The organism is Saccharophagus degradans 2-40 (assembly GCF_000013665.1).
Taxonomy (GTDB): domain Bacteria; phylum Pseudomonadota; class Gammaproteobacteria; order Pseudomonadales; family Cellvibrionaceae; genus Saccharophagus; species Saccharophagus degradans.
Map to the genome: position 1 here is coordinate 4,702,589 of NC_007912.1, position 24,451 is coordinate 4,727,039.

Below are 24,451 nucleotides of genomic sequence, written 5' to 3' on the forward strand. Positions count from 1 at the left end.
TTGATGGCACTTCACTCGCTAAAGTTCGGTGTCTAGCTCATAGATATATTCTGAAGGTGTTGGCCCTTTTTTAAGGCCGTATAGAGTGACATTTAAAAAGGCAGGTGATACAAAAGAAAAAGGGCGCCTTCGCGAGACTATTTTCGCAGGAAAGTCATACCCCGAAGAAACCACATTAAAATTCATAGCTTTACCGAATAGCCCCTCTAGCGCCTCCCTCGAAAACCTAAAATAATCATATGGGTACGCATGTATAGGGAACGATTGATGTGTTTGTATATATAGGATCCCACCAACTTTCAAGAGCTTCATTATCTGATGTGCAGCTAGATGTGGATATTTAAAATGTTCGAAAGAAGAGCACGAAATGATAATATCAAATTTCTCTTCTCCAAGGGTATCAGTTGCCTTATGGATATCCGCAACTACATCTACATCTATGCCCTTACAAATGTCGAGACCTAGATACTCAGCAGCTTGAGGAATCCAAGCATCATGCTTCGTCGACCTATCAGAGTCTGACCGAAGCGTACCTAATTCTAGCACTCGTGGTCTTTCAAATTTTTTCGATTCCGCTAAAAAAAGCTCAAGTGGAGAATGCCCTTGGCCTGAGCTATCCACTAGCTCTCTTTTTAAATCGCTTATTTTTCTTAAAGCCAACAGTAAATTAGAAATTTTTTTCTGTAATTTTTTCATAGAGATATACCTATTTAGCGCCATTCATCCTATGCCACTTAAACTAAGACCTAACGACATTCGATGACGACACGGTTATTTGCTCTACACGCTGCCAACCAGCTTAAAAGCCAAAGCTATATGTGAAATCACCTTATTGGCAACACATTCCTTCATCTAATATTTATCTACGCCTGCATATACTCCCGTCTAGCCCCAAACCATCTATTTAAAATCTTCTCTACCGTTTCGGGGTGATGGGCACACAATGAATCGCCAATTTCGTGTATGTCGTCCAGCATGCCAGCGTCGCGCTGTAAGTCGGCCAAGCGGTATTCCATTTCGCCTGTTTGACGAGTGCCCAGTAATTCGCCTGGGCCGCGCAGGGCTAAATCTTTTTCGGCTATTTCAAAACCGTCGTTGGTTTCGCGCATTACGCCTAGCCGCTCTTTGGCTTGCATTGAGAGTTTATCGCCGTACAGCATCACACAATGACTGGCGATGGAGCCTCGCCCCACGCGACCGCGCAACTGGTGCAATTGCGCCAAGCCTAGGCGCTCGGGGTTTTCAATTATCATTAGGCTGGCATTGGGTACATCCACCCCCACTTCAATTACCGTGGTGGCCACCAGTAATTGCAACTCACCGGCTTTAAAGGCTTTCATTACCGCTTCTTTTTCTGCGGCTTTTAAGCGGCCGTGCACTAAGCCTATGTTAATGTCTTTAAGAGCGTTTTTAAGTAACTCGGCGGTTTCTTCTGCGTTGGCGGCTGCGAGGGTTTCACTGTCTTCCACCAGTGTACACACCCAGTAAACCTGTTTGTTTTCTTTGCACGCAGCCAAAATACGCTCTATTACTTGCGGCCTGCGCTTTTGACTAATAAGCACTGTATTAACCGGTGTGCGGCCGGGTGGTAGCTCGTCTATTACCGAATAATCTAACTCGGCGTAAGCTGTCATGGCGAGGGTGCGCGGTATTGGGGTGGCAGTCATTACCAGTTGATGGGGAATGGTACCGTCGATAGATTTTTGGCGCAGGGTTAAGCGCTGGTTTACGCCAAAGCGATGCTGCTCATCCACTATAGCTAAGCCCAGGCTGGCGAATAACACATCGTCTTGGAACAGCGCATGGGTGCCAACCACCACATCTACCTCACCTGCTGCAATGGACGCGACCGTATCGCGCCGCTTACTGGCGGTGAGCTTGCCCACCAACCAAGCTACATTAAACCCTAATGGTTCGAGCCAATTGCTAAAAGCGATGAAGTGCTGCTCGGCCAGTATTTCCGTGGGCGCTACCAACGCCACTTGGTAACCTGCGCTAATTACATCCAAGGCCGCTAGCGCTGCTACCAGTGTTTTGCCGCTGCCTACATCCCCCTGCACCATGCGCAGCATGGGTTTACCCTCTTGCAGATCGCGGTTTATATCGCCCAATACTCGGGTTTGGGCAAAAGTAGGGGTAAACGGCAATTGCGCAAGAAATGCTTGGCGCTGCTGTTCTGCTACGCGCAGCACAGGGGAAGCCTCTGCCTGCGCGCGGGCGCGAGCTTCTTGGCGCGCTAGGTAATGGGCCAATAACTCTTCAAAGGCCAAGCGTTGCTGATAGGGGTGCAACCCAGCAATAAGTTGTTCTACCGGTGCGTCTGGCGGCGGCGCATGCAGGTAACGCAGCGCATCAGCGAGGGAATCTACCCCAAACATTTGCCCTACCTCGGGGGGTAAATACTCGGCGGGGTTATGGTGTTTTAGCTCGAGTAAAGCCTGCTCGGCAAGCTTGCGAATGCGCGGTTGGGTGATACCTTCGGTGAGGCCATATACAGGGGTAAGCGCTTCTTCGACTGGTTTAGCGCTAGGGTCGTCGACTATATCGTATTCTGGGTGGTAAAACTCAAGGCCGGTAGTACCCATGCGCGGTTCGCCGTAGCAGCGCACTAAGGTACCCGGCTCTAATTTATCTTTTTGCGCAGCACTAAAATGGTAAAAGCGCATCATTAGGCTGCCGGTGTCGTCCTCTATGGTGCAAGCTAAGCTGCGGCGGCGGCCAAACTGAATGTTAGCACTTACTACGCAACCCTGAACCACCGCGGCCATATTCAGGCGCAACTTACCAATTGGCGTAATGCGGGTGCGGTCCACATACCTGTGCGGCAAGTGAAACAGTAAATCCTGCAGGGTGTGAATACCCAGCTTGGCAAGGGTTTGCGCCAGCTTGCCACCCACACCTTTTACAACAGTTACGGGCAGCGCAGCGAGTTCGTTAGGGTGGGCGCTCACAATAAATTAAATAGCTGGCTTGCTGGCAATACTGCATTCGCCAATGGCTTCGCGCACCACATCTATAGCCTGTAAGCGCGGGAAACTTGCCCGCCATGCCAAGGCAATAGTACGCGTTGGCGCATCACCCGCAAACGGGCGGGTTACCAGCATATCTGACGATTGATGCCCGCTTAGTGCGGCCGACAAAGGCAAAATGGTAATGCCTAAGCGCGAGGCCACCATATACTTAAGCGTCTCGAGTGAGCTGCCCTCTGTGGCGGTGCGTATTTTACCGCGCGGATCATCAATACCGGGCTTTAGGTTAGGGCAGGCCGCCAGTACTTGGTCGCGAAAGCAGTGGCCTTCGCCTAACAGCAGCACGTTGCAGTCTGATAGCTCATCCGGCTGGATGGCCTCTTTCTCAGCCAGCGGGTGATCTTTACTCAACAACACCACAAACGGCTCTTCGTAGAGCTTTTGAGTAACCACATCGGCTTCGGTGAACGGCAGCGCGACCACAATTGCGTCTAAATCCCCTTGGCGCAAGCGGCGGCGCAAGGTGGCTGTGTAGCTTTCTTCCACATAAAGCGGCATATCGCTGGCTAATTTTTGAATAGCCGGTATAAGCTGCGGGAACAAATAGGGCCCAATGGTAAAGATGGCACCTAACTGCAAGGGGCTGGTAAGCTGGTTTTTACCGGCGGTGGCAATGTCTTTAATGGCCGAGGCCTGTTCTAGCACGCGGCACGCTTGCTCTACAATTTGGGTACCTAAAGGTGTAGGGTACACGCGTGTTTTGGAGCGTTCGAACAGAGCTATGCTCAGCTCTTCCTCTAACTTTTTAACCGCAATACTTAAAGTGGGTTGCGACACATGGCAGCGCTCTGCAGCGCGACCAAAATGTTGCTCTTGTGCAAGGGTAACGATGTAGCGCAATTCAGTGAGTGTCATAGCAAAATCTATTGAATAGATGAATGTGATAGGGAGTATTTTATATTTTGTCTGGAAAAAAACTACTGTTTATTGGTTACGGCGATATTGCAGGACGAACCAGCCGCCAACTCGCGACCAACGGTTACTCTATAACGGGTATAGCGCGCACACCGCGGCAGCTGCCGGAGGGAGTTAGCCAATGGCTTGGCAGCGCGCAAGACGCTGAAATACTTAACAAAATTAGCCAAACCGCGTTTGACACAGTGGTGATTACCCTCACCCCTGCAGCCCGCTCGGACGAAGGCTACAAAGCAGGTTATGTAGATCCCCTACAAGCGCTTAGCAACGCGTGGCAAGCCAGCAACACCCCTCCCAAATGCGTTATTTTTGTTTCTAGCACCAGCGTATACGGCCAAAATGAAGACGAGTGGGTGGATGAAACCAGCACCTGCAAGCCAACCAATTACAGCGGCCAACGTATTTTAGAAGCGGAGAAGCTCGCACTAAGCTTGGCCGAAAACGGAACAACAACTTCCTGCATTGTGCGCTTTTCCGGTATTTACGGGCCAGGGCGCGACCAATTATTAAGGCAGGTGCTAGCAGGTAAGGCAGGTACGGAAGCCTACACCAACCGCATTCACGCGGACGACTGCGCCGGTGTACTGGCGCATTTAATCCAACTGCACGCTTCTGGCCAACAGCTGGCCAGCCACTACCTCGCCAGCGACTGCGAACCTGTTACCGCCAAAGCAGCACGTCAGTGGCTGGGTAAACAACTAGGGTTGCCCGAAACTCATCTAAAGCGCGACCCAACAGCCAAAACGCGCGCCGGCAGCAAGCGCTGCAATAACAAACGCATACTAGAGTCAGGTTACTCCTTTATTTACTCCAGTTATAGAGAGGGCTATAAAGACATTATTGCCACATTTAAGCAGCAAGCTCAGAGCCAGCAGTAATTGCCCGCAGGCCCCGCCACACAAGGGGCCTAGTCATATATGGATACCCTCTAAGATGATGCGTACGCCACCCCCCTCTTTATTAGCAACAATTGATCTAAGCCAAACTAGATATTGCCGCCAAGCCAACTATATTTTAGTAAGTAGCGCGTAATGTCGGCTTATCTTTTAACCAGCACCCCGCCAGCTTTTAAGCCAGCAGATAAGTTAGTTCGTCCACTGGTTAGCACATTGCGCAAATAAATTTGCTTAAATGGAGAGTACCTTAGTGTCTGTAAACACCAGTATTTTGGAAATGCTCGAAAACCGCCAAGTTGCCTACAACATTACAGGCATGGATGAAGCCACAAAGCTGCGACTAATCCCTTCTACAAACATGGTATGCGTTGTAAAAGCTGTACTGGTGCAAGACGCAAAAAGCCGCTGCCAAGTACTGGTGCCATCCAATACAATTGTGGATGTAGATGCAATGTTCCGACATTTTGGCCGCAGCTTTGAGGGCATCCCCTGCCAAGAAATAAGCCCTCTACTAGAGAAGCAGCAATTAATTAGTATACCTGCCATACCGCGCTGGCAAGGCTTGCCCACCCTAGTAGACGCCAGTATTTTGCGCTACGAAAAATTGTTATTGGAATCTGGCGACGGCGAGCGCTGGGTGGAAATAAGCCAAGAAGATTTTCAAAGTATTATCGACGCCTCTAGTGTAGGCACCTTTGCTGGCAGCATGCCAAGCAGCGACAGCGCTGCCGACGACGAAGCGCAAATATTCGATTCAGTAAAACGCTTTACCCAGTTGCGCATTAAACAGCGCCTAGACGAAACTTTAGAATTGCCCCCCTTACCGGAAACCGCGCAGCGTATTATTAAATTGCGCGCAGACCCAAATGCCGACATTAGCGACCTAACCAATATTGTAGAAATAGACCCAAGCTTAGCCGCACAGGTGGTGAGCTGGGCAGCATCGCCTTATTATTCCGCGCCAGGCAAAATAAAATCAGTACACGATGCCATAGTGAGAGTACTGGGTTTTGATATGGTGCTTAACCTTGCTTTGGGCTTAGCGCTAGGCCGCACCATCACTTCGTCGGCTGCAAGCCAAAAACAATTAGATGATTACTGGCGTGCCTCCGTTTATTCAGCCGCCGCCGTAGAAGGCTTAGTTACCAGTATTGGGCGCGAACACCGTCCAAGCTTTGGTATGGCTTATCTCGCAGGCCTACTAAACAATTTTGGCTTTTTGGTATTGGCCGAAGTCTTCCCCCCTTATTTTTCAAACATTAGCCGCTTGCAACTGGCTAACCCTCATGTGCCCAACGCATCGGTAGAACAGTTTTTACTGGGTGTATCTGGCAACCAAGTAGCTTCGTGGTTGTTAGATAATTGGAATATGCCCGAAGAAGTTGTAGTGGCATTACGCCAACAGAATAATTTGGATTTTAAGGGCGAGCACAATGTGTACGCCAAGTTAATCTACGTGGCCAAACAATTGTTAGCAGCAAAAGGCTTTGGCTCGAGCTATCCGCAAGCCCTGCCCGACAGCTTATTCCAAGAGTTACATTTAGATAGAGAAACTGCCGAAATTACAATAGAAAATATTTTAGAGTCCGGCTCTGATTTAGATGAAATTGCTGAGAAAATGAGAGGGTAGTCAATCACTAGCTTGGCAGCGCTAATCGCTAGCTGAAAAATCAGAGAAAAGAATTAAAACCGCTCAAGTAGCTTATTGCTTAGAGCGGTTTTTTTTTGGGGGGGGGAGGGAAAGCGATTTTTTGGAATATGTTTAGAAGCGATATACCACACCTGCTACGGTTGAGATTAGCGTATCATCAAACACAAGCGGGCTATCTACTGCACTGCCAACCAATACTTTTGCGTTTACACCCACTATTGCTTGCCAGTGCGGGTTAACAATATGAATCCAAGTTGCACTTACCCCTGCGTGCTTTAACCCCTTGCTAGCGTTATAAACAGAGTAATCGGTAGCCAAAGCCTGCTCGGTAGAGATAGCAAAAAATGCATCGGCATATTTTTCGTCAACCCACTCGGTATCTACCTGTACACTCAACATATTCGAACGGTTTAACATAAACATTCGATCAGCCGCCAACTTCAATCTTAACCCGCCCACCTGCTTAGATAAATCTCGGTGCACGCTACCACCCAACGTCCAACCGGCCAAAGAATAATTGAGGTAGGCCCCCATTTCTAAGCCGTAATCGATATCCCCCAACCCTGTAAGATAAGCAGAGTCCGACTCTTCACGACCAAAAAAATAATGCACCAAAGGCCCATAACTGTAATTGCCATCAGCGGAAAAATTGTACCTAAGGCCATTAACCGCATCAAATTGCCAGCGATCCTTTTTAAATGCTATAGAGGGAAACCCAAGCAATTGCATCTCATCCGACCCTTCGTACTCGGGCATATATAACCCCACTGCACCAAGGCTAAAATAATTAGGGTTGGGCTGCTGCGCAAAACAATTACTGCCTACTATCAACAAAGCTATCCATATGCAGACAGCCTTCATATCTAACACTTTTTCAGCAAGCCTTTTACCGTACTTCTTACCTTGCTCTATACTTTCCCACATATTAATTTGCATGATTCACTCCCATGAAAACACTGATAAAATGATCCCATTTTTATCTAAATCAGTTTGCATAAGCGAGCATACAAACCGTTGACATAAGGCGATAGAAGTATACAGATCTGTATACCTAATACCACTATACATAGCGACGTGAATTGCGTTTTATGTGACACAATTTATTAATTGAAAGGGGGATAAGGCGGGAGCGGACTTTTAATACACGACATTTACACCATTATTTTACTTATCTTTAATATGCAGCTGAACCAATTTCTTAATAAGCTTCCAGTTATTTGCCATTTCTGTGTGTGCGACAGACACATCCATATTAAACTTCACAGTAAGGCCATCTAAAACCACTACAACATGTTGCGCCAATACTGCAGCGTTAGCTGCGCCCGCCTGTTGTAATATTTCCTTTATAAGCTCAATCAGCCAACGTTTAAAATTCTCGATAATGTCGCGCACGCGAGTCGCGCCACGCGGAAACTCTTCCGATGCCTTAATAAACATACAACCATGAAAATCTGCGCCACAAAACCAGTTTTCGTACCAATTAAAAATGGCTTTTAATTTAGCCATTGGCGTACGGCACGATTCTACAGTGCGCAATATTCCGGCCTGTAAATCTTCATCTCGCCGCTTTAATACACCTTCTATTAACAATTCTTTAGAGGGGAAGTACTTATAAAATGTCATTTTTGCTACATTAGATTCAGCAATAATGGTATCTATACCTACCGCATGATAACCAAACGCCGAAAACAACTTAGTAGCAGACTGAATAATATCTTCTTCTTTTTTAGACATAACTTTTACTTTTTTTATTAAACCATTAAATAAGAAATAGAAAATTAACCTGATTCAATTACAATGCCATCCATATAGTAGACATACCCGTCTACCCACCCTCTTAGCGCACACGCTAACTAAGCATACAAGCAAGGAATAATATCGATTTCCCCCACCACCTAAAAATAGGATTCACGGATATGAATATAGATAAATCTCTTCTGAACAACCCTAGGCTTCAAGCACTTAACATTATGAAAGGAACTGTGCCAAAAAGTGCTTGGGAGCGCAATGAGATTTTTACTAAAAATCTACGCAAAAAATTAAGCCAGCATGCCATCAACAACCATCCAGCCATTAATGCGCTAAATTCACAAAAAATTAACAAAGAAACACTACAGAAAATTCATTTAGATTATAGGCACGCCATTGTAAAGGTATTTACGGATGCACTAACAATGGCCATGACTCAAACCAGACAATTAGAGCCACGCTTACCAGCCGGGGCAAAACTAGCACCACGCTTTTTGCTAACCCTAAATGCGTTAGACGAGTTTGGCTTTAGGCCGGAATTAGATTCAAGCAACTACTATAGTGGCAACCCTGCTTTTGCCCACTACCCTCTCTATGAAGATGTACTTAAAGCGCTGGGGCTTAGCAAAAGTGCAATAGAGCAATTCACACCTAGCGATATAGCGCGAAAGTTACTGCACTTTTTAGAAGCAAGCTTTTCAGATTACACAAGTATCATTACGCTGCTAGCGGTTGCAGAGCTGCAAGTAATTATTTTTAGCCCCCCCTTGCGTAAGGCCACAGAGTTTCATTCGCTAGATGTGAATAGCGGCTACTACTTTGTTCACGGCACCAGTACCGACCACGACACCGCAGCAGCAGATGACGACCATGAAGAAGATCTTTGGAACGCGCTTCACCAAGCGTGCACCGAAACAGACTACAACCGCCTTGAGGCCACCGCGCTGGAATATATGAACCTATGGAATGAATTTTGGAACGAGCAACTCTCGCGCATCAACTCCAAAGTAGCTTACAACAATACAAACAGTACCAACGAAACAGCCGCACTAGCTTAATTTTCTAAGCTATCGCATACATCAATAAAAAGGGATGTTAAGAGCATCCCTTTTTATTGCACTATTTATTTCACCATTCAAAATTGCGCATTAGTTTCATTTAGCAACCAATACATTCAGAACAATACTATCTAAATTGCGTTGCAGTGAAATGAAGATATTTTTAAATATTAAAAACAAGTGAAAGAAAGTAGAAGTAATTGGCAAATAAAAAAATAGAAGCGCAATTTAACTTTATTTGTCACGTGCCACCTCCATTCCCATTTTTTTATTATTGAATAAACTTCAGCCCATCAATACTATACAGACCTGTATGTTTATAGGCATAAAGCCTAGCAGTAATAGCATTCAAAAACATAATCGTCTTTTAATGCCAAAGAAAATATTTTTCTCGAACGGTTTAACCTAACCGACCAGTTAATGTATCTAACTAGCATTATTGAAAACGGGTATTACTTTAACAATGCCCACGTTTTCACCCTGGCCTAAAAGACGCACACACAATTTAATCGATTAGCACTATCTATTCATTAAGGAAAACATCGTGGATACCTTAACTCCCTCAGATACGCTCGATTCAGGAATAGCTCAAGAACCAACTCCCCCGCAAACAAAAAACACCAAGACGTTTAGCTTTGCCACTTTGCTACGCCACCTTTGTTACCCGCTACTTATGCTGGCCGTGTGCTTAACGTTATTTATTGGCTTTACGTTTGATATCGATTTTGGCTTGTGCAACATGGTGTTTCTGGTAGGCACTATTGCCTACTTAGCGCTGTGCGAGCGGTTAATCCCCTATAAAAAGCAATGGCACCCAACTGCTAAAGAGTGGGGCCGAGACGCTATTTATTTAATTCTCACTATGATGGGTGGTGCCTCTGCGGTAGCAGTGGTTTTTGCAATAGCAGCTGTAGTATCGCCAAAGGAATCTACTTTAGGACTATGGGTAGAAGTGCCCATTGCGATTTTGCTCACGTCGCTTGGTTCCTATATTTTTCATCGCGCGGGGCACGACATACCTTTTTTGTGGCGCTTTCATGGTATTCACCACGCGGCAGATAAAATAAACGTCAGTAACAACGCCCTAAATCACATAGCAGATGTATTCGGACGCAGGCTGCTCGCACAATTACCCTTAATACTATTAGGCATTTCTACCCCAGCCCTTTTTATTGTGAGTATTTTTAATACAGCGCAAGGTTATTTTTCTCACGCAAACGTCGACGTAAAAATTGGTTGGTTGAACTATATAGTAGGCAGCCCAGAGCAACATCGTTTACACCATAGTAAAGATCTCGCCGAGGCCGGCCATTTCAGCGTAGATATCACCCTGTGGGATTTCTTGTTTAAAAGCTATTTTTGGAAGAAAGGAAAACAACCAAAGGAAATTGGTGTTACTAATCGCGCTTCGTTTCCGCCCTCTAATAACATTTGGAAAAATATTATTCACCCACTGCGTCGCAACATTACCTACCGCCAGTAACACGGCAACCCTACGTTAACCAACACATTGGTCACGCAGAAATGCGCGGCATCGTTACGCCTATTAATTATTTAGTTAAGGAATATTGACATGAAAGATTCAAACAAGAGCTCAAGCGAAAAGATTGCAGTTATAGGTATAGGTTGCCGCTTTCCAGGTGGGGCAAATAATTACACGGAGTTTTGGCAAAAAATTTTAGAGGGTAAAGATTGCTTAGTGGATACGCCTGCAAATCGCTACAACGCCGAGAGCCTATACAGTAAAGACAAAGCCAAACCAGGAAAATTAACCGGTGGACGCGGTGGTTACATAGATGGCTTTGACGAATTTGATCCCGCTTTTTTTGGCATTGGCCCACGCGAAGCAGAATACATGGACCCTCAGCAAAGAAAGCTGTTAGAAGTTTCGTGGGAAGCGCTCGAAGATGCGGGCCAATTGCCGCACTCGCTTGCAGGTAAAAACGTAGGTGTATTTATTGGTGGCTTCACTCTAGATTACAAAATTGTACAGTTTGCCGACCTAAGTTTTAAAGGCCTCGCCGCGCACACCGCCACCGGCACGATGATGACCATTTTATCTAACCGTATTTCGTACTGTTTTGATTTTAATGGGCCGAGTATGTCTGTCGATACCGCTTGTAGCTCTTCGTTAGTATCCGTGCACCTTGCTTGCCAAAGCTTAGCTAGCGGCGAAAGTAGCATGGCGTTGGCGGGCGGCGTGCTGCTACATATGACACCCCAATATACGATAACCGAATCGAAAGGTGGCTTCCTTTCGCCCGAAGGTTTATCGCGCACCTACGACGCAGATGCCAATGGTTATGTGCGTTCCGAAGGCGTTGGCGTTGTAGCGCTTAAACGCTTAGACGATGCACTGCGCGATGGCGACCCTATTCACTCCGTCATTTTGGCTAGCGGTGTTAACCAAGATGGCCGCACAAAAGGTATTACCGTTCCCAGTGGTGAAGCGCAAGCAAGCTTGATTCGCAAAGTGTGCAAACAGGCGGATGTAAACCCTGGTGAATTGCAATATATAGAAGCGCACGGCACTTCTACCCCAGTGGGCGACCCAATCGAAGCCAATGCGCTGGGTAAAATATTAGAAGAAGGGCGCGAGTCTGGGGCCAAGTGCTACATCAGCTCTGTAAAAGCAAACATAGGCCATACCGAAGCCGCTGCCGGCGTGGCAGGGTTAATAAAAACCACCATGGCCCTCAAACACAAAATTATTCCACCTCATATAAATTTAAAAACCGTAAACCCCGCTTTGAATATAGATGAACAACCTTTTGAAATACCGCGCGTGGCCACTCCTTGGCCAGAACACAAAGGCCCTGCCCGCGCTGGTGTTAACTCCTTTGGTTTCGGCGGCACCAATGCCCATGTTATTTTAGAAGAAGCACCTGCGCAGGCTTTTCCGTCAAAGCGTGCCAACCCCAATTACGCCATATTGCCACTTACCGCTCGCGACCCTGCAGACTTCCCCACCATGGTTGCCAATATGCGCGATGCAATAATTAGCAACCAAGAAAACCCACGCTTTTTACACGATGCCGGTTTTACCCTCAGCCATAAGCGTCAGCAGTTAGAACACAGCCTCGCATTTGTTTATAAAAATAAAGATGAATTGCTCCAGCATATGGACAACTTTATTGCCAACGAGGCCAACCCCAACATTGTTGCTGGCACGGTATTAGATACTAGTGATAAAAAATTAGTGTGGGTGTTCACCGGTATGGGGCCGCAATGGTGGGGTATGGGTAAACAGCTATTTGAACAGGAACCGGTATACAGAAAAGTGATTGAAGCCTGCGATAAAGAAATGCGCAAACATGCAGATTGGTCGTTAATAGAAGAATTAAACAAAAGTGAAGACGAATCCAACATGGCCGACACTTGGCTCGCACAACCTGCAAACTTTGCATTGCAAATTGCACTGGCGGCAATGTGGCGCGCTCAAGGCATAGAGCCCGATGCAATTGTCGGCCACAGTGCGGGTGAGGCAGCAGCATTTTACGAAGCAGGTGTATACAGCTTAGAAGATGCGGTAGCCGTTATTATTCACCGCAGTAGGTTACAGCATAAATTAAATAATACCGGCGGCATGCTGGCAGTAAGCTTAACCGAACAAGATGCACTCGCTCGCATCAAGGCTTATGGCAACAAAGTTTCTATTGCCGCTATAAACAGCCCAACCGCAATGACATTAGCAGGCGATGTAGATGCACTGCAAGAAGTAGAGCAAAGCCTTAAACAAGCAGAAGTATTTTGTAAATTTTTAGCCGTAAACGTGCCCTATCACAGCGCTAAAATGGATGTAATAAAGGACGAACTGTTTAAAGAGCTAGCCACCATTCGGCCCAAACAAACAAAGCTACCCCTTTACCTAACAGGAAGAAACGCCAAAGCAGAAGGCCCAGAATTGGATGCCGCCTACTGGTGGGACAACGTACGCTATAGCGTGCGCTTTAAAGATGCGATCGACAATATTGCCAAAGACGGCTTTAGTTTATTTTTAGAAATTGGCCCGCACCCAGTATTAACTCACTCGGTATTAGAATGTTTAGCTGCACGGCAAATTACCGGTAACATTGTTCCCTCTATTCGCCGCTTAGAAGACGAGCCCGCACGCTTTATGCAGTCGCTGGCCATGCTGCACAACTTGGGTTTGAAAATAAATTGGCAACCCCAATACGGCGGCGGCGTTATTACCACGCTACCCACCTACCCCTGGAAAAAAGACCGCTACTGGGTAGAGTCAAAATCGGTAGCGCAAGTGCGGTTAGGGCACAGCGCGCACCCGCTTTTAGGCCGACGTCTCGCCAGCGCATCCCCCGCATGGGAAACATTGCTAGATATAGAACAACAACCTTACCTTAGCGATCACCGCATTCAAGGCAACGTGCTATTCCCAGCGGCTGGGTATGTTGAAATGGCAGCGCAAGCAATGAAAGATTTAACCGGCGATACTGCAGCGGTTATTGCCGACATCAACTTGCTAAAAGCCCTTTACTTACCAGAAGCAGATACCAAAGCGGTGCAATTTAATTTCGATGCAGACTCAGCCCGCTTCACCGTGACTACCATGCCCAACGGAGAACAAGACCCCGTTATTCACGCCTCTGGTTGTTTGCGCACCAGCCAAACGCAACGCACATTAAACACGTTAGACCTAAAAGCTATTCAAGCGCGCAGCAGCAGCGCACTTAACACCGAAAAATGTTACGCCTCACTAACAAGTATGGGCTATCACTACGGCCCAGCTTTTCAACCCATAGAAAATGTATGGATAGGCGAAAACGAAGCGTTAGCGCGGATAGTGCCATCAGAACTACTTGGCGAAAATGCCAACAACCATCATTTTCACCCAGCACTCATGGACGCCTGCTTCCAAGTGTTACTCACAACCGAAATACCTTTAGCGCAACAACAAGGCGAGCAAACAGGTATTCGCTTACCCCTTACCATTAAAGAAATACGCACACAAAACGTTGGCAGCCAACCCATTTGGGCGCACGCTCAAATCACTCAGCGCACCGCGGATGAAGTGATTGGTAACATAACTATTTACGATGATCACAAAAAACCGCTAGGTGTAATACAAGGCTTCCGCGCCGCCAACGTGGAAACCGTTTCCAGCCAAGTGGGTTTGGCTACCATTGATAGTTGGCTGACTGAAGTCAATTGGATTGAAGCCCCCGTTAAAGCTGTAGAAGACACAACAACAGAAGGCTGCACATTGGTTTTTGGGGATGCACAAAGCCCACTTGTAGCAGCGGTAGTGAAAACATTTAAACTGCGCAATCAACCCTACTGCGTGGTGAGTGCAGGCGAACAATTTAATTTTCAACCAGAGTTAAACAAAGCAACGGTACAAGCTAACAACCAAGCGGATTTAGAGACATTAATTAGCTCTATAGAAGCTAACACTAAATGCGAAGCTATTTTGTACCTGTGGCAACTCGATGCACCGCAACTAGAAAGCTGCGAACTCGAACAGTTGGATGCGAGCCACAGCTATAATACCTACCCACTAATTACCCTAGCAAAAGCGCTTGGCGCTATTAAAAATAATGCGCGCTTAATTGTGGCAACGCGCTCTGCACAAGCAGTAAGTACTACCGATATTCCACAACCCCTACCTGCTGCAGCGTGGGGCGCAGGCCGCGTACTTTGGTTCCAAGAGTTGGTAGATAACCGCGGTAAACTGGTAGATCTCGATCAACACCACGCAGACTCAGACACGCACACTGCGCACATTGAGGCCGATCAATTACTCCACGAATTAATTTCGCAAGATGAAGCCGAAGTTGCGTGGCGTAACAACCAGCGCTTCTGCGCGCGCTTACAACCCGCCACTAACCTTTCGCGGCCACTCCCTTTGCGTTTGCGCACAGACGGCTGTTATTTAGTTACCGGCGCACTGGGTGCTTTAGGGCGTTTAGTTTGCCAAACGTTAGTTAAACGCGGCGCACGGCGCATTATATTAATGGGCCGCACTGCAATTCCCCCTCGCAAAGAATGGCACAAAGTAGACCCAACCAGTGCAATTGCCAGCCACATAGAATTTATTCAACAGCTTGAAGCCAATGGCGCTGAAGCAATACTCGCACCGGTAGATGTAACCAACGAGCACAGTATTAGCAGCTGGTTAGCCGACTTTAAAGAACAAGGCCGCCCACCTATTCGCGGTGTATTCCATTTAGCAGGCCAAGTTCGCGATACATTAATTGCCGAAATGCAACCAGAAACCTATAACGCCGCTTACAACCCAAAAGTACTGGGCAGCTATTTATTACATCGCCATTTGGCCGCAGAACCGCTCGACCATTTTGTAATGTTCGCTTCGGTTGCCTCTTTACTTACCACCGCCGGTCAAACCAACTACGCGGCCGGTAACGCATTCCTTGATGTACTGGCTCACCACCGCAGAGCACAAGGCTTGCCAGGCTTGGCAATAGACTGGGGCCCATGGGCAACTGGCATGATTGAAGAGTTAGGTTTAATCGACCACTACCGCAATAGCCGCGGTATGAGCTCGCTTTCGCCCGAAGCCGGTATGGATGTTCTCGAGCGTGTAATGGGCCAAAACCATGCGCAGCTCATGGTAAACACCGTTATCGATTGGCCGTTGTTTACCGCTTGGTACCCCACCTTACCACCGCTGATAGTCGATTTAGCCGCTCAGCAAAAAGAAGCCCAAGGTGAAACGGATCAAGGCGCGTTTATCGATCGCTTTAAACAAGCCGACGAAAGCCAACGCTTTGCTTTGTTAAGTGAACACTTCACTCATGTTGTGTCTGATGTACTGCGAATAAAAACGGAATTAGTGACGGCAGAAAGCAGCCTTAACGATTTGGGTTTAGATTCTTTACTCGCCATCGAACTGCGCGCACGTATACAGCGCGATATGAAAGTTGCACTGCCTGTAGTTACATTGCTTTCCGGCACCGTGGTGAATGAATTAATTAATAAAATTAACACCAATTTACTCGAACAAATTAGCAACGATACTGTAGCAACAGCCACCGAAAATAAAGTGGTTGAGTACACCGACGAAAACGAGTTCCCCTTAAGCCAAAACCAAACTGCGCTGTGGTTCCTTAAGCACTTAAACCCAGATGGCTACGCCTACAATATCGGCGGTGCAGTGGAGGTGCGCACAGACCTACAACCCGAACTTATGTTTGAGGCCGTGCGCGAGCTTATTCGCCGCCACCCATTACTGCGCGCCAACTTCGCGCAAAAAAATGGCCAAGCCCTGCAGTTTATTTCACCAGAGCCGCTAGAAGATATCGCGCTGGTAGATGTTGAAGGCCGCGAGTGGAACGACATCTACAACATGATCATTGAGGATTACCGCAAGCCATACGACCTAGCTTACGACTCGCTTATGCGCTTTAGGCTCTATCGCCGCGGCGACAATCAATGGGTAATAATGAAAGCCGTGCACCACATTATTTCCGACGCGATATCTACATTTACGTTTATCGACGAATTGCTAGCCCTGTACGAAAGCAAACGTCGCAATGACCCAATTACACTGCCACCGCTAAAAGCGCGTTATTTAGATTTTTGCAATTGGCAAAATCGCTTCTTGGCCAGCGCCGAGGCCCAGCGTATGCAAGACTACTGGTTAGCGCATTTGCCAGAAGAAATACCTGTTTTAAATTTACCTTTAGATAAACCGCGACCACCTGTACAAACCAATAACGGCGCATCGCAATTTTTTACTTTAGATAAGCACCTTACCGCACGTGTACAAGAATTTGCTAACCAACAGGGTATGACCGTATTTATGGTCTTAATCTCTGCTTACTATGCGCTGCTAAATCGTTACTCGGGCCAAGAGAATATTATTGTAGGCAGCCCAGTACTAGGTCGCACAGAACCAGAATTTGCCCAGCTGTATGGCTACTTTGTAAACCCGCTGCCCCTGCACGCCGATTTAAGTGGCGAGCCTTCCACCATTAAATTGTTAGAGCAAGTGCAACAAACGGTGCTAAACGGCTTAGACAACCAAGAATACCCGTTTGTAAATTTGGTGGATAAACTCGGTTTGCAGCACGACCCCAGCCGCTCCGCGGTATTTCAGGCCATGTTTATTTTGTTGGCCCACAAGGTATCTACTGAACAGTACGGCTACAAACTCGACTATATCGAATTACCGGAAGAGGAAGGTCAGTTCGATCTTACCTTATCGGTATACGAAGATATGGCCGACGGCCGCTTCCACTGTGTATTCAAGTACAACACAGATTTGTTTTTTCCAGAAACAATGGAACGCCTAACCCAACACTATCAATCTTTATTAACGGCCATGCTCGAATGCCCAGACAAACCTATTTCTAAATTAGACATGTTAAGCGATGCGGAGAAGACCTACTTGTTAGATATTTGGAGCGGTAAAACGCAAAAAATTACTGAAAATAAAACCATTATTGATTTAATCGATGGCCATTCGGCTAGCGGAAAAGATGCCGTAGTACTACCCAATGAGATGGGTAAAGCGCGTAAAGCTACTTACGCAGAGCTTACCGCTAAATCTAATCGCCTCGCGCACAACTTACAAAATATGGGAATAGGTAAGGGCTCTATCGTGGCCCTGTGCTTACCTAAATCGCCAGAGCTAATAATGACCTTGTTAGGTGTACTTAAAGCGGGCGCGGCTTACTTACCTCTCGACCCCGACTACCCAGCTGATCGTATCAGCTACATGCTTAACCACGCCAAAGTGAATTTAGCCTTAGTGGACAATCACACCCAAACGCGACTTAGTGAATGGCAAGGCAAGGCGCTTACATTAGCCGATAAATCACTTTCAACAATAACCAAAACAAGCCGCTTAGCCGCAGCAAGCCATGATGATCTAGCCTATGTTATTTACACATCGGGCTCTACCGGTAAGCCCAAGGCAGTACAGGTTACGCATGGCAACCTTGCAGCAATTTACCAAGGCTGGGAACAACATTACAAACTTAAAACCGAAGTAAGTGTGTTTGCCCAAATGGCTAGTTTTTCGTTCGATGTATTTGCCGGCGACCTAGTGCGCGCCCTGTGCTCTGGTGGCAAGTTGGTGCTGATAGAGCGCGATGTACTATTCAACACTGCCAACCTGTACGAAACCTTCGTCAACGAAAAAGTGGACTGCGTAGAATTCGTACCCGCAGTGGTGCGCGGGTTAATGAATTACTGCGAAAGCCAAAACAAACGTTTGGATTTTATTAGATTATTAATAGTTGGCTCAGATGTTTGGACAGTAGAAGAAATGCGCAGACTCCGCGCCCTGTGCCAAACAGAAAAAGGCAACAATAATCGGGTAGTTAACTCTTATGGGTTAAGCGAAGCCACTATCGATAGTACCTATTTCGAAGGCGATTTAGATAAATACGAAAACGGTAAAGTCGTGCCGATCGGCCGGCCCTTTAGTAACTGCGAAGTGTATATTTTAGATGCCTATCAACAGCCTACTCCTATTGGCGTACCCGGTGAGCTATGGATAGGTGGCGAGGCGGTTACCAACGGTTATTTCGCTGCACCAGAGCTAACAGCACAACGCTTCGTTACCTTAGAGTTAAACAACCGAGCAACACGCTTATACCGCACCGGTGATTTAGCGCAATGGGATACCTACGGTACGCTGCACCTTTTAGGTCGTGCAGACAATCAAGTAAAAGTACGCGGCCATCGCATTGAAGTAGGCGAAATAGAAGCGCAATTAAAAACCCACAGCAATGTTGCACAAGCGGTTATCACACTACACAAAGACTCCCGCCAAGAGGCACAACTATGCGCTTATTGTGTACCGCGTAAAGACTCACTCGATATAAAAGACCTGCGTCAACATTTAGGTAGTATTCTGCCCACCTATATGATTCCTGCTCGGTTTATGGTTATTGATGAGCTACCTCTTAGCCCTAACGGCAAGGTCGACCTCAAAGCATTACCAGAGCCCAGCATAGATAAGTCGCAAGAAATTATTGAGCCACCAGTCACCCTGTACGAAATACGTATGGCAGAACACTGGAAAGCGTTATTGGGTTTAGAGCAGGTGGGCTTGCAACAGGACTTCTTCGAAGTGGGTGACAGCTCGGTAAAACTTATCGAGCTTATTTATCACCTACAAACAGAATTCAATATTGCGCTTTCGGTAAGCCAGCTGTTTAAAATATCTACCCTGTATGGCATGGCCAAAACCCTAGAGAATATTATTATTGGCCGCGAAAGTGGTGCGCAACCTTATTTAATGTTTAATCAACACAATTCAGCTAGCGAGCGAAAAATCTTCTGCTTCCCGCCCGCCGGTGGCCACGGCTTGGTTTATCGTAATCTTGCACAACAAATGCAAGATCACACACTTATCTCGTTTAACTATTTAACCGGTGATGACAAAGTAGAACGCTATGCCAACCTGATTACACAGCAGCAGCCCCTAGGGCCTTACACTTTGTTTGGCTACTCGTTAGGTGGCAACCTCGCTTTCGAAATTGCTAAATTGCTAGAGGCGCGCGGTCACGTTGTTGCCAACGTGGTAATTATGGATTCCTATCGAACAGCCAAGGAGTTTAATTTTGGAGAACAACACCTCGCCGAGTTTGAAAAAGAATTAAGTGAACATTTGCGCAAACACGTGGGGTCAGAAATAGTAGCGACTGAGACTTTAGAGCAAGCGCGCGACTACATTGGCTTTTCTAGTCGCACACCGAATATTGGCACTGTTAACGCTGCTATTACGGTTATTTCTGATGAAGATAAGCTCGTGTTCTACGCATCGGGTGAGGAAGGTTCCTGGCATGGCTGTGCTACACAAGTAACTGTATTGAAAGGCGCAGGTAAGCACGCCGACATGCTAGATGAACAATACGTAGAGAAAAACGCACAACTTGCACTCTCTGTACTAGAGGGGAGCGAAGAATATGTTGCTTAACGTAAACACTTCATCAAATTCATCACCTAAGGCTGCCGCGCAAAGCGGCAGCCCCACGGTGTTGGCAAAAGGTATTCACGCAGCGAAGTGTATCACCGCTTCCTTACTGCAAATTAACGATTGCAACACTCAAAGCCTCGAGCACTACACAAACAATAGCAATCAAGATGAAACAACGCCCGCCAACCAAGGAGTGCCCCATGCAGCCAGCACACAAACAGCGTGAAACCATGCTAATTATAGGCGCGGGCTTAGGTGGCCTTTCCACCGGTTGCTACGCACAAATGAATGGCTATAAAACGCACTTATTAGAAATGCACGAGATACCCGGAGGATGTTGTACTTCGTGGGAAAAAGGAAAGTTCACTTTTGACTGGTGTGTAAGCTGGTTACTTGGCAGCGGGCCGGGCAACGAAATGTACGACGTTTGGCGTGAAATTGGCGGGCTGGATGGCAAACAAATTCGCCACCCCGAAGTATTTAATATTGTTACCACCGCCAGCGGTGACTCGGTGCGGTTTTATTCCGACCCCGAAAAACTCGAAAAACATTTGTGCGAAATATCCCCAGAGGATACAAAGCTTATAAAAAACTTTTGTAAAGGCTTGCGGCAGTTTATTAAGTGCTTAAAGGTTTACCCTTTTCTTAAACCAGTAGGGTTAATGAAATGGCACGAAAAGGCCCGCATGCTCGCCTCGTTTATTCCACACTTTAATTTAATTCGCAAAACAATATCGACCTTAATGACCGACTATTCGGCAAACTTTAAAAGTCCAATACTGCAAGAAGCGTTTAATTTTATACTTTATGAAAAGCACCCTAACTTTCCGGTACTGCCTTTCTACTTTCAGCTCGCCTCCCATGCCACGCATTCGGCAGGTGTGCCAGAGCACGGCTCACTTGGGCTGGCCCGCTCTATAGAGGCACGCTTTCTCAAACTTGGCGGCAAGGTTAGTTACAATACTAAGGTAGAAGAAATTCTAGTAGAGAACAACACGGCTGTAGGTGTGCGCTTATCCAACGGCGAAAAATTGTTTGCCGATATTATTGTATCGGCCAGCGACGGTTACAATACCGTTATGCGTATGCTGAAGGGTAAATACCTTAACGATACCTACCGCAAGCTCTATACCGAATGTATAACCAAACCCGATTTGGTGTTCCCCGGCTATTTCACGTTGTTTCTAGGGTTGGAAAAGCATTTTGCCGAAGGTGAGTATTGCACCACTTATATTCTACCCGAGGAACTGGCCGAGCAATTAATTGGTATCCGCCACGCAAGCATCAATGTGCAATTTCGCAACGCCCTCTACCCCGAACTAAGCCCGCGAAATACCAGTATTATTTACCTAAGTTATTTTTGCGATATAGCGCCCTGGCGCGAGCTAGCCGAAGGTGAAGAACAGGTGAGTCGCGATTTTAAAGGCGAGCACATTCACACCCTGCCGGTTAAACGCGGCAGAGCTTATCAATTAGCAAAAAAACAAGTGGCCAATTTGCTTATCGACTTTTTAGAAAAAAAGTTCCCTGGCTTACGCAATGCCATATCCACACGCGATATCGCCACCCCCCTCACTCAAGTTCGCTACACAGGCAACTACGATGGCTCGGTGTTGGGCTGGCAACCCTTTGTAGAAAGCGGTGAATCGCTGGAAGAAGAAGTAAAACGCAGTGGCCCGGGCCTACCGGGGTTACAGAACTTTTATTTCTCGGGTGTGTGGGCCACTACTGGTGGTTTGATACGTGCCGCTACCGCGGGTAGGCATGTAATGCAATTTATCTGCAAAGACGATAACAAAGCTTTTAGCGCTTATGTAGACCCCAAAGCCGTAGCGCCAACCCATATAGTGCTGCGCGAAAAAACGCCTTTTAATCGTCAGTCTAAAAATATCACACCCCCAATAACACCATTGAGCAGCCGCGAAAATTCCGTTGCATCGCACGAAACCGAACCGGCTTAACGCAAATTGCTATTCACATGGCCACTGTAGGTGGCCACTATATTTCGCTTATGCACAGCAAGGTATTTATGCTGTTGAGCAGCGCTCCGCACTTAAACACCGCTTACTGAGATTCGTAATTATGGAAAGTTCCCGTACGGCACTGCGCATTATATTTTTTATTTTGCTCCTCGACATAATGGGCGTAAGCCTACTGTGGCCGGTGGCGGCATTTATTGTGCAGCAATATAGCAACGATGCCATTATGCTTACGGTATTAACCGCACTGTATTCGGCAGCGCAGTTTTTTGCCGCACCATTTATGGGTAGGCTAGGTGATAGTTATGGTCGGCGGCCAGTGCTTATTATTAGTTTGCTCGGTTCTTGTATTGGCTACATTATGTTTGGTGTGGGTGGCGCTTTGTGGGTGTTATTAATTTCACGCCTATTAGACGGGTTTACTGCGGGCAATCAATCTGTCGCGGGCGCTTATATAGCAGATGTTTCAACACCCGAAACTAGGGCTAAAAATTTTACGTTGTTTGGAATGGCCTGGGGTGTTGCATTGGTGGCTGGGCCAGCATTGGGGGCAGTGTTTGGCGAAATAAGCCTCGCCGCGCCCGCCTTTTTGGCTGCGACCCTCTGCTTACTGGCTGCGCTATTAAGTTACTTTTATTTGCCAGAATCTTTGGCTCGCGAAAACAGAAATTCCACGCCAATAAAATTGGCAGACATCAACCCTTTTACCACTATTATTAAGCTGCTCTCCAAACCGGTGCTAGGCTCTATATTTGTTGTACTAATACTGTTTAATTTTGTTTTTAACGGTTTCAGTAGTACAGAGTCACTATACTTAGTAGAAAAATTTTCAGCTACACCGCTACAACTTGGCGGGCTACTTACTTTCGCAGGCCTTTCTCTGGTAGCAATACAAAAAATACTACCGCCACTTATTAAGCGCTTTGGCCACCAACGCGTTGCTGTTGTTAGCTTAATCGCTTTAGCGATAATGGCAACAATAACATCTATCACACCGGCGTTTAATCTTTTGTTTGGGGTTGTTTCATTGCGCACTATGGCCGCTGGCTTTTTATTTCCAATTTTAGGTGCGCTAATGTCCTCTATGGTTACCCCCAAAGAACAAGGCGCCTTAATGGGCGTAAATACAGCATTACACAGTGCTACTTATGTTTTTGGGCCAATATGGGCGGGACTTGTTTACGATCATCTTCATGCAAGTTCGCCCTACTGGCTAGGTGCGGTAATATTACTATTAACCGCCCTGTATTTATCTCGCGTGCGTTTATCACCGGTAAACCAACCTTTAAATAAACCAAATAATGACACTAGTAGCACATCTAATTTAACACCCGCTTCAGATTAACACCCAGCTTACTTATGCCGACTCTGCTGTTGCGAGCTGGCATGTTACGGTGGTGTTTATAAAATCTATTACAGGCTGTTTGTTTTTATCTACAAAGAAGTGGTCACCTTTAACTGTATGAATACCGGTATTACTTTCAAATAAATCAAACCAGTTTTCTAACGCTGCGGGTTTAAATTTCTCGCTACTGCCTACAAGCACACTCACGCCGAGCGGCAATGTATGTTTGTTTTTATTACAGTAGGTTTCGATAATTTTAAAATCGGCGCGCAGCGCAGGTAGAATTAGCTCCATCAACTCTTCGTCTTCTAACACCGCTTGCGGGCTGCCATTAAGGGCAGCTATTTTATCCAAAAATACTTTATTGGGTAGATGATAAGTAGGGGGTAGTTCGCGCTCTATATTGGGCGCTGCGCAAGCAGAAGCAAAAAAATGTACAGGTAATGGCTTATTCTTCTGCTCCAAGGCCAAGCACACCTCATAGGCAACCCTTGCCCCCATGCTGTGACCAAAAAACACAAATGGCTTATCTCGCAGTAAGTTCATCGCATTTGTTATTGCGTCTACTATTTCTTCCATGGTGGAATAAGCCGCTTCTACAAGACGAATTCCGCGACCTGGTAGTTGAATAACCGCCAGTTCAATATCTGCATCTAGCTGCTCGGCCCACTGCATATAAGTAGCTGCGCTGCCCCCAGCATAAGGGAAACACAACAAACGATATGTTGCCTGTGAACGTTGCAATGGAATATATATTAGCGATGTTTTTTTCATTGTATTAAGCCCTAGTAACCTATTTTTTACAAAACTATTGTTTTTAGAAAAATTAAAGTTACTAGAGCTTATACCGTATCCATGACACCGCTGTTAAAAGCGGTTCACAGGTTTAACCATTACTTAACATTTTGGCATTCAATTTA

Annotated in this window: 14 protein-coding genes; 8 read left to right on the forward strand and 6 right to left on the reverse strand. The window is 46.5% G+C overall.

Annotated elements, in window-relative coordinates; all coding sequences use genetic code 11:
• Positions 1–18 precede the first annotated feature (18 nt).
• The 3 genes from SDE_RS21635 to SDE_RS19425 form a co-directional block, all read right to left on the reverse strand.
• Positions 19–696 (reverse strand): class I SAM-dependent methyltransferase, encoded by a 678-nt coding sequence (locus SDE_RS21635; RefSeq protein WP_158303897.1) that lies wholly within the window; start codon positions 694–696, stop codon positions 19–21.
• Between the two features lie 167 nt (positions 697–863).
• Positions 864–2,951 carry an ATP-dependent DNA helicase RecG gene (recG, locus tag SDE_RS19420; RefSeq protein WP_011470187.1) on the reverse strand — a complete coding sequence of 696 codons (2,088 nt, stop codon included), beginning with the start codon at positions 2,949–2,951 and terminating at the stop codon, positions 864–866.
• A gap of 6 nt (positions 2,952–2,957) precedes the next feature.
• Complete coding sequence (locus tag SDE_RS19425) at positions 2,958–3,884, reverse strand: hydrogen peroxide-inducible genes activator (RefSeq protein WP_011470188.1); 927 nt, start codon at positions 3,882–3,884, stop codon at positions 2,958–2,960.
• Between the two features lie 47 nt (positions 3,885–3,931).
• Between SDE_RS19425 and SDE_RS19430 the strand changes: the two genes are divergently transcribed.
• Together SDE_RS19430 and SDE_RS19435 are read left to right on the forward strand one after the other, a co-directional pair.
• The gene (locus SDE_RS19430) at positions 3,932–4,822 is read left to right on the forward strand and encodes an SDR family oxidoreductase (RefSeq protein WP_011470189.1); all 891 of its coding nucleotides are present in this window, start codon (positions 3,932–3,934) and stop codon (positions 4,820–4,822) included.
• 268 nt (positions 4,823–5,090) lie between these two features.
• Positions 5,091–6,470 carry an aminoacyl-tRNA deacylase and HDOD domain-containing protein gene (locus tag SDE_RS19435; RefSeq protein ID WP_041324923.1) on the forward strand — a complete coding sequence of 460 codons (1,380 nt, stop codon included), beginning with the start codon at positions 5,091–5,093 and terminating at the stop codon, positions 6,468–6,470.
• 132 nt (positions 6,471–6,602) lie between these two features.
• Here SDE_RS19435 and SDE_RS19440 read toward each other — a convergent pair whose 3' ends face one another.
• Both SDE_RS19440 and SDE_RS19445 read right to left on the reverse strand, forming a co-directional pair.
• Complete coding sequence (locus tag SDE_RS19440) at positions 6,603–7,427, reverse strand: MipA/OmpV family protein (protein WP_011470191.1); 825 nt, start codon at positions 7,425–7,427, stop codon at positions 6,603–6,605.
• Between the two features lie 228 nt (positions 7,428–7,655).
• Positions 7,656–8,225 carry a TetR/AcrR family transcriptional regulator gene (locus SDE_RS19445; RefSeq protein ID WP_011470192.1) on the reverse strand — a complete coding sequence of 190 codons (570 nt, stop codon included), beginning with the start codon at positions 8,223–8,225 and terminating at the stop codon, positions 7,656–7,658.
• Between the two features lie 182 nt (positions 8,226–8,407).
• On the opposite strand from SDE_RS19445, the gene SDE_RS19450 reads away from it, so the two are divergent.
• The 6 genes from SDE_RS19450 to SDE_RS19475 all read left to right on the forward strand — a co-directional run bounded on the left by SDE_RS19450 (position 8,408) and on the right by SDE_RS19475 (position 23,531).
• Entirely contained in the window at positions 8,408–9,298 is an 891-nt protein-coding gene (locus SDE_RS19450) for an iron-containing redox enzyme family protein (RefSeq protein ID WP_011470193.1), read from the forward strand.
• Positions 9,299–9,842: 544 nt separating this feature from the next.
• Entirely contained in the window at positions 9,843–10,781 is a 939-nt protein-coding gene (locus tag SDE_RS19455; RefSeq protein WP_011470194.1) for a sterol desaturase family protein, read from the forward strand.
• Positions 10,782–10,871: 90 nt separating this feature from the next.
• Positions 10,872–20,207 carry a hybrid non-ribosomal peptide synthetase/type I polyketide synthase gene (locus tag SDE_RS19460; RefSeq protein ID WP_011470195.1) on the forward strand — a complete coding sequence of 3,112 codons (9,336 nt, stop codon included), beginning with the start codon at positions 10,872–10,874 and terminating at the stop codon, positions 20,205–20,207.
• The gene (locus SDE_RS19465) at positions 20,197–20,433 is read left to right on the forward strand and encodes a hypothetical protein (protein WP_041324925.1); all 237 of its coding nucleotides are present in this window, start codon (positions 20,197–20,199) and stop codon (positions 20,431–20,433) included. Before SDE_RS19460 ends, SDE_RS19465 begins: the two co-directional genes overlap by 11 nt.
• Positions 20,408–22,168: a phytoene desaturase family protein gene (locus tag SDE_RS19470; RefSeq protein ID WP_011470196.1), complete on the forward strand. Its 1,761-nt coding sequence runs from the start codon at positions 20,408–20,410 to the stop codon at positions 22,166–22,168. Before SDE_RS19465 ends, SDE_RS19470 begins: the two co-directional genes overlap by 26 nt.
• 121 nt (positions 22,169–22,289) lie before the next feature.
• Positions 22,290–23,531 carry a tetracycline resistance MFS efflux pump gene (locus tag SDE_RS19475; RefSeq protein WP_011470197.1) on the forward strand — a complete coding sequence of 414 codons (1,242 nt, stop codon included), beginning with the start codon at positions 22,290–22,292 and terminating at the stop codon, positions 23,529–23,531.
• 12 nt (positions 23,532–23,543) lie between these two features.
• Here SDE_RS19475 and SDE_RS19480 read toward each other — a convergent pair whose 3' ends face one another.
• Positions 23,544–24,305: a thioesterase II family protein gene (locus SDE_RS19480; protein WP_011470198.1), complete on the reverse strand. Its 762-nt coding sequence runs from the start codon at positions 24,303–24,305 to the stop codon at positions 23,544–23,546.
• Positions 24,306–24,451 lie beyond the last annotated feature (146 nt).

What these genes read in the sequence shown, in the direction of transcription:
- SDE_RS21635 (WP_158303897.1), bottom strand. Translation starts at nt 696, where the DNA reads ATGAAAAAATTACAGAAAAAAATTTCTAATTTACTGTTGGCTTTAAGA.
- SDE_RS19425 (WP_011470188.1), bottom strand. Translation starts at nt 3,884, where the DNA reads ATGACACTCACTGAATTGCGCTACATCGTTACCCTTGCACAAGAGCAA.
- SDE_RS19440 (WP_011470191.1), bottom strand. Translation starts at nt 7,427, where the DNA reads ATGCAAATTAATATGTGGGAAAGTATAGAGCAAGGTAAGAAGTACGGT.
- SDE_RS19445 (WP_011470192.1), bottom strand. Translation starts at nt 8,225, where the DNA reads ATGTCTAAAAAAGAAGAAGATATTATTCAGTCTGCTACTAAGTTGTTT.
- SDE_RS19450 (WP_011470193.1), top strand. Translation starts at nt 8,408, where the DNA reads ATGAATATAGATAAATCTCTTCTGAACAACCCTAGGCTTCAAGCACTT.
- SDE_RS19460 (WP_011470195.1), top strand. Translation starts at nt 10,872, where the DNA reads ATGAAAGATTCAAACAAGAGCTCAAGCGAAAAGATTGCAGTTATAGGT.
- SDE_RS19465 (WP_041324925.1), top strand. Translation starts at nt 20,197, where the DNA reads ATGTTGCTTAACGTAAACACTTCATCAAATTCATCACCTAAGGCTGCC.
- SDE_RS19470 (WP_011470196.1), top strand. Translation starts at nt 20,408, where the DNA reads ATGCAGCCAGCACACAAACAGCGTGAAACCATGCTAATTATAGGCGCG.
- SDE_RS19475 (WP_011470197.1), top strand. Translation starts at nt 22,290, where the DNA reads ATGGAAAGTTCCCGTACGGCACTGCGCATTATATTTTTTATTTTGCTC.
- SDE_RS19480 (WP_011470198.1), bottom strand. Translation starts at nt 24,305, where the DNA reads ATGAAAAAAACATCGCTAATATATATTCCATTGCAACGTTCACAGGCA.